This is a genomic window from Bacillus sp. J33 (assembly GCF_000518885.1).
Classification (GTDB): Bacteria; Bacillota; Bacilli; order Bacillales; family Cytobacillaceae; genus Cytobacillus.
In genome coordinates this window covers 89610-105866 of sequence record NZ_KI912519.1, presented here as the reverse complement: position 1 = coordinate 105866, position 16257 = coordinate 89610, and the positions used below count along the sequence as shown (strand labels likewise).

Below are 16257 nucleotides of genomic sequence, written 5' to 3'. Positions count from 1 at the left end.
AGAAAGTAAGTCTTGATTCTTACCGGTGGGCCCTCTTTCCTGCAATAAAAATCTTTTTTTTACGCTGTTTGCTAAAATTTGTTGCTTTTCAGGGCTAGCTAAGGTTAACAAACTGAGTTAATTGGAGCGGAGGGAATTGATCCTCGAAAATGCATTCGCATTTTCTTGCGGCGAGGTGTTTATTAATGGATTCTTTTTCAATGTCTTGCTCAGAAGAGAGGGAGTGGGAGATCCCCCATACGAAGCCGAGGAGGCTCACATTCCTCCCCGCGGGGAAAGCTTGAGTGCCCGCATTGGAAATCAACGGGCAAAATAAAAACAACAATTTATGAGAAATGTGCCCTTTTTTTATAAGTTAATTTAAAGGATTTTTTACAAAAGGGTTGAAATTCTATTAAAACTGTTATACATTTTGCAACAGGTATCTGAAAGGAAATCACACCGTGTGCATTTTGGGATTTTCTGGTTAATCGTTGTAAACGGTTTCGAAAAAAGTCCGTTTATGTTTGACAAACCTGAATAGAATGTAGAATAATAATGAATATTTCACGGAGATGTACAGTAAAGCTGGTTAAAAGGGAACTGGCATACTAAAAATAAAACGAAAAATAATGTTTGATCCGGAGTGGCAATACCGTCATCCGGAAATGGATATATAAATGGCCATTCAGCCAAAGACGCAAAGATCAATCTTTATATAAGGCGAGCAGAAGTCCTTCAAAATTGATTTTGCCTGAATGAAAAATTCCCTCTCAAGGAGGACTATTGATGTCAGAGTTTCTTGTAATCGTCGAATCACCTGCTAAGGCGAAAACGATTGAACGTTATCTAGGAAAAAAATACAAAGTGAAAGCTTCCATGGGGCATGTTAGGGATTTGCCTAAAAGCCAAACCGGAATAGATGTGGAAAATAACTTTAAACCAAAGTACATAACCATTCGGGGGAAGGGTCCTGTTTTAAAGGAACTTAAGTCTGCGGCCAAAAAGGCTAAGAAGATTTACCTCGCGGCTGACCCGGATCGTGAAGGTGAGGCTATTGCCTGGCATTTGGCACATAGCTTGGATATGGATGTTAATTCTGAATGCCGTGTTGTTTTTAACGAAATTACAAAGGATGCAATAAAAGAATCTTTTAAGCATCCAAGGGCAATTAATATGGACCTGGTAGATGCACAGCAAGCAAGAAGGATGCTAGATAGGCTGGTTGGTTATAACATAAGCCCATTACTATGGAAGAAAGTGAAAAAGGGCTTAAGTGCAGGAAGGGTCCAATCCGTTGCGGTACGATTAATAATCGACCGTGAGAAAGAAATCAAGAGCTTTGTACCAGAAGAGTACTGGTCCATTGATGGGGAGTTCTTAAAAGGAAAAACAGCCTTTGAGGCAGCTTTTTACGGATTGGAAAATGAAAAAGTTGAATTAAAGTCTGAAAGCGATGTCCAGGATATACTAAGGAAAATGAAGGGCAATAAATTCGAAGTCGCTTCTGTTACAAAAAAAGAACGAAAGCGGAACCCAGCTGCTCCATTTACGACGTCATCCCTGCAGCAGGAAGCTGCAAGAAAATTGAATTTCCGGGCTAAGAAAACAATGATGCTTGCCCAGCAGCTTTATGAAGGCATTGATCTTGGAAAAGAAGGAACGGTCGGTTTAATTACCTATATGAGAACAGACTCGACACGAATTTCCGAACTTGCCCAAAACGAAGCAGCTGAATATATTCAAAGCTCATACGGTAAAGAGTTTTTGCAGAGCGGAAAGAAAAAAGAGAAGAAAAACAGCAATGCCCAGGATGCCCATGAGGCCATCCGCCCGACAAGTACATTAAGATCACCTGCAAGCTTGAAAGAATATTTGTCGCGGGATCAGCTTCGATTATACAGGCTCATATGGGAGCGATTTGTCGCAAGCCAAATGGCTCCAGCGATTATGGATACTATGAGTGTCGACCTTAAAAACGGAGAAGTGATTTTCCGTGCTACTGGCTCCAAGGTGAAATTCCCAGGCTTTATGAAGGTCTATGTAGAGGGAACGGATGACCAGTCTGAAGAAAAAGATAATATGCTTCCTGACTTAAAGGAAGGGGATGAGGTGCTTAAGAAGGATATCGAACCAAAACAGCATTTTACTCAGCCTCCCCCTAGATACACGGAAGCAAGGCTGGTAAAAACTCTTGAAGAACAGGGCATTGGGCGTCCTTCAACTTTCGCGCCGACTCTGGATACCATCCAAAAGCGGGGATATGTCGCCTTGGATAATAAGCGTTTTGTTCCTACTGAGCTCGGAGAAATTGTTCATGAGCTGATGATGGAGTTTTTCCCGGAAATCCTTGATATTGAGTTTACCGCGAAAATGGAAAAAGACCTGGACTATGTGGAAGAAGGCAAAGTGAATTGGGTCCAGATCATTGATGAATTTTACGGGGACTTTGAAAAGCGCCTGGAGAAGGCGGAAAAAGAAATGCAGGAAGTTGAAATCAAGGATGAACCTGCAGGGGAAGATTGCGAACTGTGCGGAAGTCCGATGGTTTTCAAAATGGGCAGATACGGCAAGTTTATGGCCTGCAGCAATTTCCCGGATTGCCGAAACACCAAACCGATTGTTAAAGATATTGGAGTCAAGTGCCCGAAATGCAAAGAAGGAAATATAATAGAAAGAAAAAGCAAAAAACGCAGGATCTTTTACGGCTGTGACAGATTTCCGGATTGCGACTTTATTTCATGGGATAAGCCGCTGCCAAGAAGCTGTCCGAAATGTGACAACCTTCTTGTTGAGAAAAAACTCAAAAAAGGTGTCCAGGTTCAGTGCGTAGAATGCGACTACAAAGAAGAAAAGCAAAGTTAAGGGTGGGCTTAAACGCTCACTCTTTTCTATTGCGGGTGGGGAATCCAGAATATTTCCAGTTGGAGGCTTTTGTTTTTAAAGCTGTCCAGCTCCAGTGCCTACCCACTTGAGGTCACAAGCCAACCTTCCCAGAAAGGCAAAGAACGCCTTTCCGTGAGGCTCGCCTTGTGCTTGAGGCCCGCAGGATGCGGGTCATGCAGACGTTGCCACAGGACGTGGCGTTCTTAGTCTGCGTTCATTCGTGGGCAAGGCGCTTACGCTTTTCTTATAGGCATGAAACTTTTTTATTTTTAAATCGTATTGTAAAATGGCAAAATGTATAAGAACAGGGTAAAGTAAGAGAGACTGTTTTTAAATATAATTAAATTGGGTCATTTTGAACATAAGTATTTGTGGAGGTTCGTATTATGTCAGATATAGCAGTAAATGTAATAGGTGCAGGGCTGGCAGGCAGTGAGGCTGCATGGCAGCTTGCAAGCAGAGGGATAAAGGTTCGATTATATGAAATGCGGCCTGTTAAACAGACTCCAGCACATCATACAGATAAGTTTGCAGAACTTGTTTGCAGCAACTCTCTTCGTGCCAACACTTTAACGAACGCTGTTGGTGTCCTAAAAGAAGAAATGCGCAAGCTTAATTCAGTCATTATCGATTCTGCTGATAGCAGTGCAGTTCCTGCTGGCGGTGCACTTGCTGTTGACCGCCATGATTTTGCTGCGCGAGTTACGGAACAAGTTAAAAACCATCCAAATGTTACTGTAATAAATGAGGAAGTTACGGATATCCCGGAAGGTCCAACTGTTATCGCTACCGGGCCCCTTACCAGTGAAGCTTTATCAGGGAAGCTGAAAGAACTGTCAGGGGAAGATTACCTATACTTTTACGATGCAGCAGCGCCGATTATTGAAAAAGATTCGATTGATATGGACAAAGTTTATTTGAAATCCCGCTATGATAAGGGAGAAGCTGCATATTTAAATTGTCCTATGACAGAAGAAGAGTTTGACCGTTTTTACGAAGCGCTGACATCAGCTGAAACAGTGCCATTAAAAGAATTTGAAAAAGAGATATTCTTTGAAGGCTGCATGCCAATTGAGGTTATGGCAAATCGCGGAAAGAAGACAATGCTCTTTGGCCCTATGAAGCCAGTAGGTTTGGAAGATCCCAAAACAGGAAAAAGACCATATGCAGTGGTACAATTGCGCCAGGATGATGCGGCAGGAACGCTTTATAACATTGTTGGTTTTCAGACTCACTTGAAATGGGGTCCGCAAAAAGAAGTAATCCGTTTAATACCGGGTCTCGAAAATGCTGAAATTGTACGATACGGAGTAATGCACCGCAATACTTTTATCAACTCTCCAAAAGTGCTGCGAGCCACTTACCAGTTTAAAAACAGAGACGATTTATTTTTTGCGGGACAGATGACTGGCGTTGAAGGTTATGTAGAATCGGCAGCCAGCGGACTAGTGGCGGGAATTAATGCAGCAAGGCTTGTGAGAGGGGAATCTCCTATTGAATTCCCTCCTGAAACGGCAATTGGCAGCATGGCACGTTATATTACAACGGCAAACCCAAAGAATTTTCAGCCGATGAATGCAAACTTTGGTTTGCTTCCTGATCTTCCTGTAAAGATAAAAGGGAAAAAGGAAAGAAATGAAAAACATGCTGAAAGAGCATTGGAAACAATTCAGAACTTTGTGAAAAATTTGTAAATTATATTGCATGGGCTATTGAATTGTGATACTATTTAGTAGCCCTTGCGAGGTGAATAAATAATGCCCGAAAATGTGAACGTTTCTTTAAAGTTGTTTATTGAATATTTACAAATTGAAAAAAACTACTCACAATATACAATTGAACATTATCATCATGATATTAGGGAATTTCTTATGTTCATGTCTGAACAAGCAATACCGAATTTGGAGACTGTGGATTATCAGGATGTCCGGGTTTTTTTGACCATGCTGTTTGAAAAAAAAATGGCACGAAAATCGGTAGCCCGCAAGATATCAAGTATAAGGAGTTTCTTCAGGTTTTTGCTAAGAGAGGACCTTGTGGCTGAAAATCCTTTTGCCCTAGTCTCTATTCCGAAAGCAGAAAAGAAGCTGCCTGAGTTTTTCTATGAAGAAGAATTGCAGCAGCTTTTTGAAGCATGTGATGACAGTACCCCGCTTGGAGAACGCAATAAAGCGCTTCTTGAGCTTCTATATGCAACAGGTATGCGAGTAAGCGAGTGCAGCCGGATTCGGCTTAAGGATTTGGATATGTACCTGTCTACTGTTCTTGTGCAGGGCAAGGGCAGCAAGGAACGCTATATCCCATTTGGCAGTTTCGCACACGATGCACTTGAAAGGTACATAAATGGCGGGAGAAAAAAATTGCTGTCTAAAGGCAGTTCCTCTGAGAATTTGTTTCTTAATGCACGCGGAGGGCCGCTGACAGCAAGAGGCATAAGGGAAATTCTTAATAAGCTGATTGAAAAATCCACTTTGACGGGGAAGATACACCCTCATATGCTGCGCCACACATTTGCCACACACTTAATGGCCAATGGAGCTGATATGAGAACCGTCCAAGAACTGCTTGGGCACGCATTTTTATCTTCAACCCAGGTCTATACGCATGTAACAAACGAATATTTAAAGAAAACATATTTGGCCCATCATCCTCGGGCTTGACAGGTGAAGTATAATATAGCTGATTGATTTGCTGTTAAAAAAAGCTTTCCTTACGAGGATTTTTGATTATGCACCCTAATGATAGGAGCGTAAAGAGCGGGATTCTCGAATATGTATTCGAATTTGCTCCATACAGTGTTTTATTCAAGAATGATTGTACAATGTACCTGCGGGATGAGCGTGTTGGGGGGGGAATCCTCATAGGCGTCTTGCTCCTAGGGGGCTTACCGCCTGCGGAAAGCATCTCTTGGAGTGAAAATCAGCACTCGAATAAAAGTGTCTAAAACTAAAAGCATATGCTCCAAAGGAGGAGTCTTTCATGTCTGAATTTCATGCTACAACAATATTTGCTGTGCATCATAATGGAGAATGTGCGATGTCCGGCGACGGCCAGGTTACCTTCGGAAATGCGGTTGTGATGAAACACACTGCACGAAAAGTAAGAAAGCTGTTTAATGGAAAAGTGCTTGCTGGATTTGCAGGCTCAGTAGCTGATGCATTTACATTATTTGAAATGTTTGAAGGAAAGCTGGAAGAATACAATGGAAATCTTGAGAGAGCTGCTGTAGAACTTGCTAAACAGTGGAGAAGCGATAAAGTTTTGCGCAAGCTCGAAGCGATGCTGATCGTTATGAACACGGATAGTTTGCTGCTGATTTCAGGTACGGGTGAAGTCATTGAACCGGATGATGGGATATTGGCTATTGGTTCAGGAGGCAACTATGCACTGGCAGCTGGACGCTCTTTAAAAAGATTTGCAGGCGAGCATCTATCAGCCAGAGAAATAGCAAAGGCATCCCTGGAAATGGCTGCTGAAATATGTGTTTATACAAACAATAATATCATTGTGGAAGAACTCTAATAAAAGGAGTGCTGTTACATGGGTAAAGGAACAAATTTGACTCCCCGCCAAATCGTTGAGCGGCTTGACCAGTTTATTATTGGACAAAAGGATGCAAAAAAGGCTGTAGCCATAGCTCTTAGAAATCGTTATCGCCGGAGTCTGCTTGAAGAAAAATTGCGTGATGAAATTAATCCTAAGAATATTTTAATGATTGGGCCTACTGGTGTGGGCAAGACAGAAATTGCCCGCCGGATGGCAAAATTAGTGGGTGCACCTTTTGTAAAAGTGGAAGCAACAAAATTTACTGAAGTAGGGTATGTGGGAAGAGATGTTGAATCAATGGTCAGAGACCTTGTGGAAACATCCGTAAGGCTAGTCAAAGAAGAAAAAATGGCGAGTGTTAAAGAGAGAGCGGAAGAAAGTGCTAATCGCCGCATTCTTGAACTGCTTGTACCAGGCGCCAAAAAAACAGCTAATTATAAAAATCCTCTAGAGATGCTTTTTGGAGGTGGAAATGATCAGCAGCAGCAGGATACTTACCAGGCAGAAGATATAAATCTTCAGGAAAAACGCAAGATTGTAAAGGAAAAGCTTGCGCTCGGTGAATTGGAGAATGAGGTCATCACGGTAGAAGTAGAAGAACAGCAGCCATCCATGTTTGATATGCTTCAGGGATCGGGTATGGAGCAGATGGGCATGAATATGCAGGATGCTCTTGGCAGTCTTATGCCAAAACGCAGGAAAAAAAGAAAGCTGACTGTACGTGAGGCAAGGAAGGTCTTAACAAATGAAGAAGCCCAAAAGCTGATTGATATGGATGAAGTCAGCCAGGAGGCAGTATACCGTGCAGAACAGTCAGGGATTATATTCATTGATGAGATTGATAAAATAGCCAGCAAAAACAGCGGAGGTTCTACAGCTGATGTTTCAAGAGAAGGAGTTCAAAGGGACATCCTGCCGGTTGTTGAAGGTTCCACAGTAGTAACCAAATACGGTTCTGTCAAAACGGACCATGTTTTATTTATTGCAGCAGGGGCATTTCACATGGCAAAACCTTCTGATCTGATTCCTGAACTGCAGGGGCGTTTTCCAATTCGTGTGGAGCTGACAAAACTTACAGTAGAAGACTTTTATAAGATTTTGGTTGAGCCTGATAATGCCCTTATTAAACAATATGAAGCATTATTGGTAACTGAAGGTATACAAATTGAATTTTCTGACGATGCTATTCGTAGGATTGCTGAATTTGCATTTGATGTAAACCAAAATACTGATAACATTGGAGCAAGACGTCTCCATACGATTATGGAAAAGCTTCTTGAAGATTTATCTTTTGAAGCGCCAGATATCACAATGGAAAAAATTACAATTACTCCTCAATATGTAGAGGAAAAGCTGGGAGCCATTTCACGGAACAAAGATTTAAGCCAGTATATTCTTTAATGATAGGATTTGTTTGAATGTTCATCCTAAAGGGTAGACGAAAAAAGAATTCTGGTATGAAATAATGACCACAATAAGCAATAAGATATTTATCAAAATATATGTTAATGGTTGTAGCAAATAGGAGGAAATACAATGGATTTATTAACAAAAACAAGAAAAATTAATGCAATGCTCCAAAGAGCAGCCGGAAAACCGGTTAATTTCAAAGAAATGTCAGAAACACTAAGTGATGTAATTGAAGCGAATATCTTCGTAGTAAGCCGAAGAGGCAAGCTTCTTGGATTTGCTGTAAACCAGCAGATTGAGAATGAGCGTATGAAGCAAATGCTGGCTGATCGCCAATTCCCTGAAGAATATACGAAAAACCTTTTTAATATCCAGGAAACTTCTTCTAATCTGGATGTAGAAAGTGAATACACTGCATTCCCAATCGAAAATAAAGACCTCTTCGCTAATGGTTTAACTACTATTGTACCAATTATTGGCGGGGGTGAGCGTCTTGGAACACTGATCCTTGCCAGATTGCAGGAGCAGTTCCATGATGATGACTTAATTCTTGCTGAGTATGGTGCAACGGTTGTCGGCATGGAAATCCTTCGCGAAAAAGCAGAAGAAATTGAAGAAGAAGCACGCAGCAAGGCAGTCGTGCAAATGGCTATTAGCTCCCTTTCTTATAGTGAACTTGAAGCCATTGAACATATTTTTGAAGAGCTTAACGGCAACGAAGGTCTTCTTGTAGCTTCAAAAATTGCCGATCGTGTTGGCATTACACGTTCAGTAATCGTAAATGCTTTGCGAAAGCTTGAAAGTGCTGGGGTTATTGAATCCCGTTCCCTTGGAATGAAGGGTACTTATATTAAAGTCCTGAATGATAAGTTCTTGATTGAACTAGAAAAACTTAAGTCAAATTAAAGAAAAACCCGTCAAAATGACGGGTTTTTTTATTGCAAATTTATTACAAAGAGGAGCTGGTAAATAAATGTAATTAACGAATTGGCTATAAGTCTAAATACTCATACATCGCCAAATGTTTATTAATATCGTTAGGTCTGAAAGACCTATAATAAATTAAGCAGAAGGGATACAAAAATAGGGAAGTATAGTATTCCTAACATTTACCAAAAAACACGTATAACTTTCTGCATATTTTAAAAATTTGTCGAAAATAGGACTAAAGAATCATTAAAATTAACATGATGTACATAGACATATTATTTCATATTCATTACAATAATGTTTATGATGACATAATTTGTCCATTATCACCAAGTTTCTACAAAAATTGCCAGGTGAGTGGGCTGTGAAATTTGAGGTGTGAGCTATGAAACTATTTTCAGGAACCATTTCCACAATTGAACGTGCTTTAGATTACTCCTCCTTGAAGCAAAAGGTAATCTCGCAAAATATTGCAAATGTGGATACACCAAACTATAAAGCTAAGGACGTAAATTTCAAAGAGGTTTTTCAGCTGGCTTTAATTGGCTCGATGGAAGCCAATAAAAGCGATGTTAGGCATTATGATTTTAAGGGGAGGACATCCCCTTTACCGGGTGAAGTAACCAGAAAGAATGTTTCATATAACCATAATGGTAACAGTGTAGATCTTGATAAAGAAATGTCAGATCTAGCGACAAATCAAATTTACTACAATGCAATGATTGAAAGAATGAGCGGGAAGTTTTCAAGTCTGCAGACTGTAATTAGAGGAGGGAAGTAGTAATGTCTATATTTCATAGCATGAACAATACCGCCTCGGCACTGACTGCCCAAAGGCTGCGAATGGATGTTATTTCTTCCAATATGGCAAATGCAGACTCCACCAGGAGTGTAAACGGGGAAGGTCCATACCGAAGAAAGTCAGTTGTTCTGGAGCCGAGGGAAGGCCAATTCTCCTCCTACTTAAATATGGCAATAGGAAGAGGAAGCAGCTCCGCCGGCAACGGAGTGAAGGTGTCCAGAATTGAAGAAGATAGAGAAACACCGACTAAAATGGTTTACGATCCTTCGCATGTTGATGCAGATGCAAATGGATACGTGGAAATGCCAAATGTGGATCCACTAAGGGAAATGGTTGATTTAATTAGTGCAACGAGATCATACGAAGCCAACGTAACTGTTTTCAATGCCACAAAAGGAATGATGATGAAAGCGCTGGAAATAGGCAAATAGGGAGAGTCTAGAATGAACAAAGTTACTTTTATGCCTGTAATGCCTTTAAAACCGACTGAAAAAACAGAGACCTATACATATACACCATTCGAAGCGCAGCAAAGTTTTTCGTCGGTATTAAAACAATCAATTGAAAAAATTAATAATGTGCAAATCCAGTCAGATGTGATGACTGAAAAGCTGGCAAGGGGAGAGAACATTGATCTTCACCAAGTAATGATTGCCTCTCAAAAAGCCAGCGTTACTATGCAGGCTGCCCTTGAAATTCGAAATAAAGCAATTGAAGCTTACCAGGAAACAATGAGAATGCAAGTTTAATAGAACAGTGGGAAAAAACCTTTCAACTATTGTACAGAGAATTGCAAAATTGAAAAGCGGGCACCCCTGATTAAAGGGCAGGCTTTTCAATTTTTTAATGTTTAACATACGATTAAAGCTAAAAACTTGTGAATTACGGTTATTAGCTTAGACAGAATAACCGGGGGATTGTGATGAATGAGTCATTTCAGAGATATGTAGTAAAAGTAAAAGAATATTGGGGAAGCAGAACAAAAAAACAGAAAAGTATTTTAATTGGCTCTGCAGCATTCTTTATTTTGCTGATAACGGCTGCATCGATTCTTGCAACCAGGACAACGCTTGTTCCTTTATACAGCAATCTAACCCCATCGGAAACGGGCACGATCAAGGAAAGTCTTGACGGCAGAGGGATCCAATCAGAGATAACGGATGGAGGGACAACTATTAAAGTACCTGAAGAGGTAGTTGATACTTTAAAGGTTGAGCTTGCAGCCGAAGGAATTCCTAAGTCAGGGAGTATTGATTACTCATTCTTCAGCCAAAATGCGGGAATTGGCATGACAGAAAATGAATTTAATGTACTTAAGCTGGATGCGATGCAAACAGAGCTTGCTAACTTGATGAAAGGGATCGATGGAGTTAATGATGCAAAAGTGATGATTAATCTTCCTGAGAAAGGGATTTTTGTGAATGACCTTTCTGAAGAAGCTTCTGCCTCCATTGTCCTTAATACTAAACCAGGGTATCAATTTGAAGAATCACAAATTCAGGCGCTGTACCATCTCGTTGCCAAAAGTATACCAAATCTTCCTACTGATAATATCGTCATTACGAACCAGTTTTTTGAGTACTTTGATTTAAAAAATAACCAAGATTCTTCACCTGGCAGTACGTTTGCTGCGCAGCATGAAATAAAAAAAGAAATTGAGCGAGATGTACAGCAGCAGGTGCAAAATATGCTCGGCACGTTGATGGGACAGGATAAAGTAGTTGTCTCTGTGACAGCCGATATTGACTTTACCCAAGAAAATAGAGAAGAAAACCTAGTTACGCCAGTAGATGAGGAAAACATGGAAGGTATTGCAATCAGTGCCCAGAAAATTACTGAAACGTTTACAGGGAATGGTGAGGCAGCCGGTGGAAATCCGCAAGGAGAAAGCCCTGCCGACTCACTTGGTTCTGAATATCTCGAAGGAAATACATCCAATGGCGATTATGAACGTATAGAAGAAACCATTAACAGCGAAGTAAATAAAATACGCAAAGAAATTGTTGAAAGCCCATATAAAATTAGGGATTTAGGGATTCAGGTAATGGTTGAACCGCCAACAGCGGATGATCCGGCTTCGCTTCCGCAGGAAAGAATCAACGATATTACACAAATGCTTAGCACCATTGTACGTACGACTATTAATAAAGACGCAGCAGAAGCTGAATTAACAGACGAAGCTATTCAGGATAAGATTCTCGTTTCTGTTCAGCCGTTTAATGGCAAAGTTGAATTCCCTAACGAAACGGTTACTCAACTTCCTTGGTGGGTTTATGCAGTTGGGGGTGTACTTCTTTTAATAATTGCCATATTAATATTCCTTTTTGCAAGATCAAGAAAGAAACAGAAACAAGAAGAAATCGTTACGGAGGAACAGGAATCTTTCCACGTTCCTGATGTAAATGAAGAACATGAAACAGAAAGTACGATGAGGCGGAAACAGCTTGAAAAAATGGCGAAGGAAAAACCGGAAGACTTTGCAAAACTCCTTCGCACCTGGATCGCTGAAGATTAAGGAGGATAAAAAATGCCAAAAAAAGAGCAAAAAGTGTTATCCGGTAAACAAAAGGCTGCTATTCTTCTTATTTCCCTTGGTCCGGATGTAGCATCTTCCGTTTACAAGCATTTAAGCGAAGAAGAAATCGAAAAGCTGACCTTGGAAATCTCAGGGGTCCGAAAAGTAGATTCCTTTGCCAAAGAAGAAATACTTGAAGAATTCCATCAAATAGCTCTGGCGCAGGATTATATTTCACAAGGCGGTATCGGATACGCGAAAACAGTCCTTGAAAAAGCCCTTGGAACGGAGCAGGCTTCCGCCATCATCAATAGGCTTACGTCTTCTCTGCAGGTAAGACCATTTGATTTTGCAAGAAAAGCGGATCCAGCCCAAATTCTGAACTTTATTCAGAATGAACATCCACAAACGATTTCCCTAATACTGTCTTATTTGGATCCTCCTCAGGCAGGGCAGATTTTATCAGAACTGCCACAGGAAATGCAGGCGGATATTGCAAGGAGAATTGCTGTAATGGATAGCACTTCTCCGGAAATTATAAATGAAGTTGAGCAGATTCTTGAAAGGAAGCTATCCTCTACCGTTACTCAGGATTATACACAAACAGGCGGAATTGAATCTGTTGTTGATGTGCTTAACGGTGTTGACCGCGCTACAGAGCGAACCATATTAGATGCATTGGAAATTCAGGATCCTGAACTTGCTGAGGAAATCAAGAAGAGAATGTTTGTGTTTGAAGACATTGTTACACTTGATAGCCGTGCAATCCAGCGTGTGATCAGGGATTGCGAAAGTGAAGACCTTATGCTTTCACTGAAGGTTTCCAGTGAGGAAGTGAAAGAAATTGTCTTTAAAAATATGTCCTCAAGAATGGTTGAAACCTTTAAGGACGAGATGGAATACATGGGTCCTGTAAGGCTGAGGGACGTTGAAGAAGCTCAGTCAAGAATTGTAAGCATCATTCGGAGACTGGAAGAATCAGGTGAGATCATCGTAGCTCGAGGCGGGGGAGATGATATTATTGTCTAGATTGATAAAATCACTCCCTTCCAATCAAATACAAGTGGAAAAGAAAGTCATTTCAATTAGAATGATTGACAGCCATAAACAAGTGGGAGATCAGGAGCCTGAGGAGTATTTTAAAAAAAAAGAAGCGCAAATCGATGCAAGGCTTGCAGGAGCACGCCAGGAAGCTGAAGCCATTCTGGAGGCTGCCAAAACAGAAGCCGAAAAAATCCATCAGCAAATGAAACAGCAAATGGAAGAGCTTGAACATGAAAGAAAAGCTGCCTTAGAGGAAGCCCGCCAGCAAGGCTATGCAGCTGGAATGGAAGATGGTAGGCAAAGCGGCTTAGAAGAATATAAGCGTTTAATCCATTCGGCAAAAGAAGTTGTTAATTCTGCAAGACTTGATTATAAGATGCAAATAGAGTCATCAGAACGAACCATTTTAGATTTGGGCTTAAAAGCGGCCGGGAGAATACTTGGCCAAGTTCTTGATCAGGACAGTAAGCAATTTCTTTCTATTGTAAAAAGGGCCCTTAAAGAAGCTAGGGAGTATAGGGAGATTCAGCTTCATGTAAATCCTGTTCATTATGATCTGCTCCTATCTCATAAGGCAGAGCTGATTAGGGTCTTTCCAAAAGAAACAGATTTATATATCTATCCAGATGAGGAACTCAGCCAAACAAGCTGCATTATAGAATCTGTCAATGGAAGAATCGAAGCAAGCGTGGATAGCCAGCTAGAAGAAATTAAGAGAAGGCTTTTCGAACTTCTGGAGAGTGAAGAGCAATGAAGCTGGAGCAATTGATTGACAAAATTGATCAAATAGATAGCTATAAGCGGTTTGGAAGAGTTAAGAGAGTCGTTGGGCTAATGATTGAATCACAGGGACCTGAAAGCTCAGTTGGGGATGTTTGCTGCATCCATATCGGCAAAGGCCGACCCAGAAAGATTCAGGCTGAGGTTGTCGGCTTCAAAAATGAAAATGTGATTCTGATGCCCTACACCGATATTCAGGATATCTCTCCCGGCTGTTTGGTGGAAGCATCCTCCAAGCCGCTTGAGGTAAAAATAGGACCTTCATTGATAGGACAGGTTATCGATTCATTGGGACAGCCTCTTAATGGCTCCCAGCTTCCTAAAGGCCTTACACCTGTATTAACTGAGCAGTCACCTCCCAATCCGCTGAAAAGGCCGCCAATCTCAGAACCTATTGAGGTAGGAGTACGATTGATTGATAGTTTACTGACAGTAGGAAATGGCCAAAGAGTTGGGATCTTTGCCGGGAGCGGTGTGGGTAAAAGTACACTCTTAGGAATGATTGCCCGGAATACCAATGCTGATTTAAATATTATTGCTCTCATAGGTGAACGGGGCAGGGAGGTCCGCGAATTTATTGAGAGGGATTTGGGCCCGGAAGGTTTGAGCAGATCCATTGTAGTGGTGGCAACATCCGATCAGCCAGCTTTATTGAGGATTAAAGGTGCCTATACAGCAACAGCAATTGCAGAGTACTTCAGAGATAAGGGCATGAATGTCATGCTTATGATGGACTCGGTAACACGGGTGGCAATGGCGCAGCGGGAAATTGGCCTTGCAGTTGGCGAACCGCCAACGACAAAAGGCTATACACCATCTGTATTTGCAATTCTCCCTAAGCTGCTTGAGAGAACAGGAACAAATGAACATGGTTCCATAACAGCATTTTATACAGTATTGGTTGACGGGGATGATATGAATGAGCCGATTGCAGATACGGTAAGGGGAATACTCGATGGGCATTTTGTTTTAGATAGGACACTTGCCAATAAAGGACAATATCCTGCAATAAATGTGCTTAAGAGTGTCAGCAGGGTTATGAACAGCATTGCAGATTCAGAACATATCAAATCAGCAGAAAAAATAAGGGAATTGTTAAGCACCTATATAAATTCTGAGGATTTAATTAATATCGGGGCATATAAGCGAGGATCTTCAATAGAGATTGATGAGGCCATAAGGGCTTATCCATCCATTATCTCTTTCTTGAAACAAGAAACGCATGAAAAAATTTCTATCTTGGAAAGCATTGATCAATTAAAAGGAATAGCTGGAAAAGGAGAATGACAAAGTGCACTACGAATTTAAATTCAACAAAATTCTTCGCATAAAAGAAAGAGAAAAGGATCAAGCCTTTGATGTATACAGTGAGGCAGTAAAACGTTTTGAAGAAGCTGCTGGGAAATTATACGAGCTCCTTAAGAAAAAAGAAGATCTGGAGGCCTATCAGCAATCAAGGTTAATCAAGGGGCTGCCTGTCCAGGAAATTAGGCATCACCAGCATTTCGTTTATGCCCTTGAAAAATCAATCGGCCATTATCAAAAAATGGTTGCCAATGCTCGAAGCCAAATGAATTTTCAGCAGGAAAAACTAATGGAAAAAAATATTGAAGTGAAAAAGTATGAAAAAATGAAAGAAAGAGATTTAGACAGTTTTATGGAAGATATGAAGCAAAAAGAAGCCAGGCAAATGGATGATATCTCGATCCAGCTTTATATGAATCGGGGAAATTAGGTGGTTAAATGGAAAGAATGCCAGTAGAACAGGAGTCACAAAAAATTAGCAAGCTTCAATGGTTTTTATTTGCTTTCTTTATTCCGGTTTTATTTGCTATAACGGTTGCGCTCCTTGTTTTTACGTTATCGGGCAATAACATTTTTGAGACAGCTAAGGAGTACAGTCAAAAGGTTCCCTTTCTATCGTCCATGTTTGATGGGGAAAGCTCCAGCCCTCAAGAAGCTATAGAAGAACAGCTTATTGAACTGGAAGCTGAAATAAAAGATCGTGAAGCAAGGATAACGCAGCTTGAAGACCAGCTTGAAAGCAAAAACCTTGAAATTGAAAGGGCAGGGCTGGAAAAACAGCGTCTGGAACATGAAATTGAAGAACTGACGGCTATTAAAGAAGAAAATAAACGTGCATTCAAAGATATAGTGAAAACCTATGAATCCATTTCTGCCAAAAAAGCAGCACCCATCCTGACTGAAATGAAAGAAGATGAAGCTGTAAAAATCCTATCAAATATTAAGGCGGATACTTTGGCAGAAATCATGGAGAAGATGGATCCCGAGGATGCAGCACGTTATACAGCACTTCTCACTGCAGCGGAAGAAAACAACGCGCAGAACAATTAGGTTTAAATGA

General features: G+C 40.8%; 15 protein-coding genes. All 15 read left to right on the top strand.

From position 1 onward, the window contains the following. Window positions 1-768 precede the first annotated feature (768 nt). The 15 genes from topA to L634_RS0129915 all read left to right on the top strand — a co-directional run bounded on the left by topA (window position 769) and on the right by L634_RS0129915 (window position 16247). The gene (gene topA, locus L634_RS0129990; RefSeq protein ID WP_026585548.1) at window positions 769-2844 is read left to right on the top strand and encodes a type I DNA topoisomerase; all 2076 of its coding nucleotides are present in this window, start codon (window positions 769-771) and stop codon (window positions 2842-2844) included. Between the two features lie 407 nt (window positions 2845-3251). Further along, window positions 3252-4559: an FADH(2)-oxidizing methylenetetrahydrofolate--tRNA-(uracil(54)-C(5))-methyltransferase TrmFO gene (trmFO, locus tag L634_RS0129985; RefSeq protein WP_026585547.1), complete on the top strand. Its 1308-nt coding sequence runs from the start codon at window positions 3252-3254 to the stop codon at window positions 4557-4559. A 63-nt stretch (window positions 4560-4622) separates the two neighbouring features. After that, complete coding sequence (gene xerC, locus L634_RS0129980) at window positions 4623-5525, top strand: tyrosine recombinase XerC (RefSeq protein ID WP_026585546.1); 903 nt, start codon at window positions 4623-4625, stop codon at window positions 5523-5525. A gap of 319 nt (window positions 5526-5844) precedes the next feature. Continuing rightward, window positions 5845-6387, top strand: coding sequence for an ATP-dependent protease subunit HslV (gene hslV, locus L634_RS0129970; protein ID WP_026585544.1), 543 nt, complete (start codon window positions 5845-5847; stop codon window positions 6385-6387). An 18-nt stretch (window positions 6388-6405) separates the two neighbouring features. After that, complete coding sequence (gene hslU / locus L634_RS0129965; protein WP_026585543.1) at window positions 6406-7812, top strand: HslU--HslV peptidase ATPase subunit; 1407 nt, start codon at window positions 6406-6408, stop codon at window positions 7810-7812. 135 nt (window positions 7813-7947) lie between these two features. After that, window positions 7948-8727, top strand: a complete 780-nt coding sequence (codY, locus tag L634_RS0129960) for a GTP-sensing pleiotropic transcriptional regulator CodY (RefSeq protein ID WP_026585542.1) — start codon at window positions 7948-7950, stop codon at window positions 8725-8727. 409 nt (window positions 8728-9136) lie between these two features. Next, window positions 9137-9532 (top strand): flagellar basal body rod protein FlgB, encoded by a 396-nt coding sequence (gene flgB, locus L634_RS0129955; RefSeq protein WP_026585541.1) that lies wholly within the window; start codon window positions 9137-9139, stop codon window positions 9530-9532. A 2-nt stretch (window positions 9533-9534) separates the two neighbouring features. Beyond that, on the top strand, window positions 9535-9984 hold the full coding sequence (gene flgC, locus L634_RS0129950; RefSeq protein ID WP_026585540.1) for a flagellar basal body rod protein FlgC: 450 nt from the start codon (window positions 9535-9537) through the stop codon (window positions 9982-9984). Window positions 9985-9996: 12 nt separating this feature from the next. Then, a complete protein-coding gene (gene fliE, locus L634_RS0129945; RefSeq protein WP_026585539.1) occupies window positions 9997-10302 on the top strand; it encodes a flagellar hook-basal body complex protein FliE in 306 nt (101 codons plus the stop codon). A gap of 173 nt (window positions 10303-10475) precedes the next feature. Next, window positions 10476-12068, top strand: coding sequence for a flagellar basal-body MS-ring/collar protein FliF (gene fliF, locus L634_RS0129940; protein WP_026585538.1), 1593 nt, complete (start codon window positions 10476-10478; stop codon window positions 12066-12068). Between the two features lie 12 nt (window positions 12069-12080). Further along, window positions 12081-13097 carry a flagellar motor switch protein FliG gene (fliG, locus tag L634_RS0129935; RefSeq protein ID WP_026585537.1) on the top strand — a complete coding sequence of 339 codons (1017 nt, stop codon included), beginning with the start codon at window positions 12081-12083 and terminating at the stop codon, window positions 13095-13097. Then, complete coding sequence (fliH, locus tag L634_RS0129930; RefSeq protein ID WP_051428447.1) at window positions 13081-13866, top strand: flagellar assembly protein FliH; 786 nt, start codon at window positions 13081-13083, stop codon at window positions 13864-13866. Before fliG ends, fliH begins: the two co-directional genes overlap by 17 nt. Next, window positions 13863-15179, top strand: a complete 1317-nt coding sequence (gene fliI / locus L634_RS0129925; RefSeq protein ID WP_026585535.1) for a flagellar protein export ATPase FliI — start codon at window positions 13863-13865, stop codon at window positions 15177-15179. The genes fliH and fliI overlap by 4 nt, the downstream gene beginning before the upstream one ends. A 4-nt stretch (window positions 15180-15183) precedes the next feature. Continuing rightward, the gene (gene fliJ, locus L634_RS0129920) at window positions 15184-15627 is read left to right on the top strand and encodes a flagellar export protein FliJ (RefSeq protein WP_026585534.1); all 444 of its coding nucleotides are present in this window, start codon (window positions 15184-15186) and stop codon (window positions 15625-15627) included. Window positions 15628-15635: 8 nt separating this feature from the next. After that, window positions 15636-16247 (top strand): MotE family protein, encoded by a 612-nt coding sequence (locus L634_RS0129915; protein WP_026585533.1) that lies wholly within the window; start codon window positions 15636-15638, stop codon window positions 16245-16247. Window positions 16248-16257 lie beyond the last annotated feature (10 nt).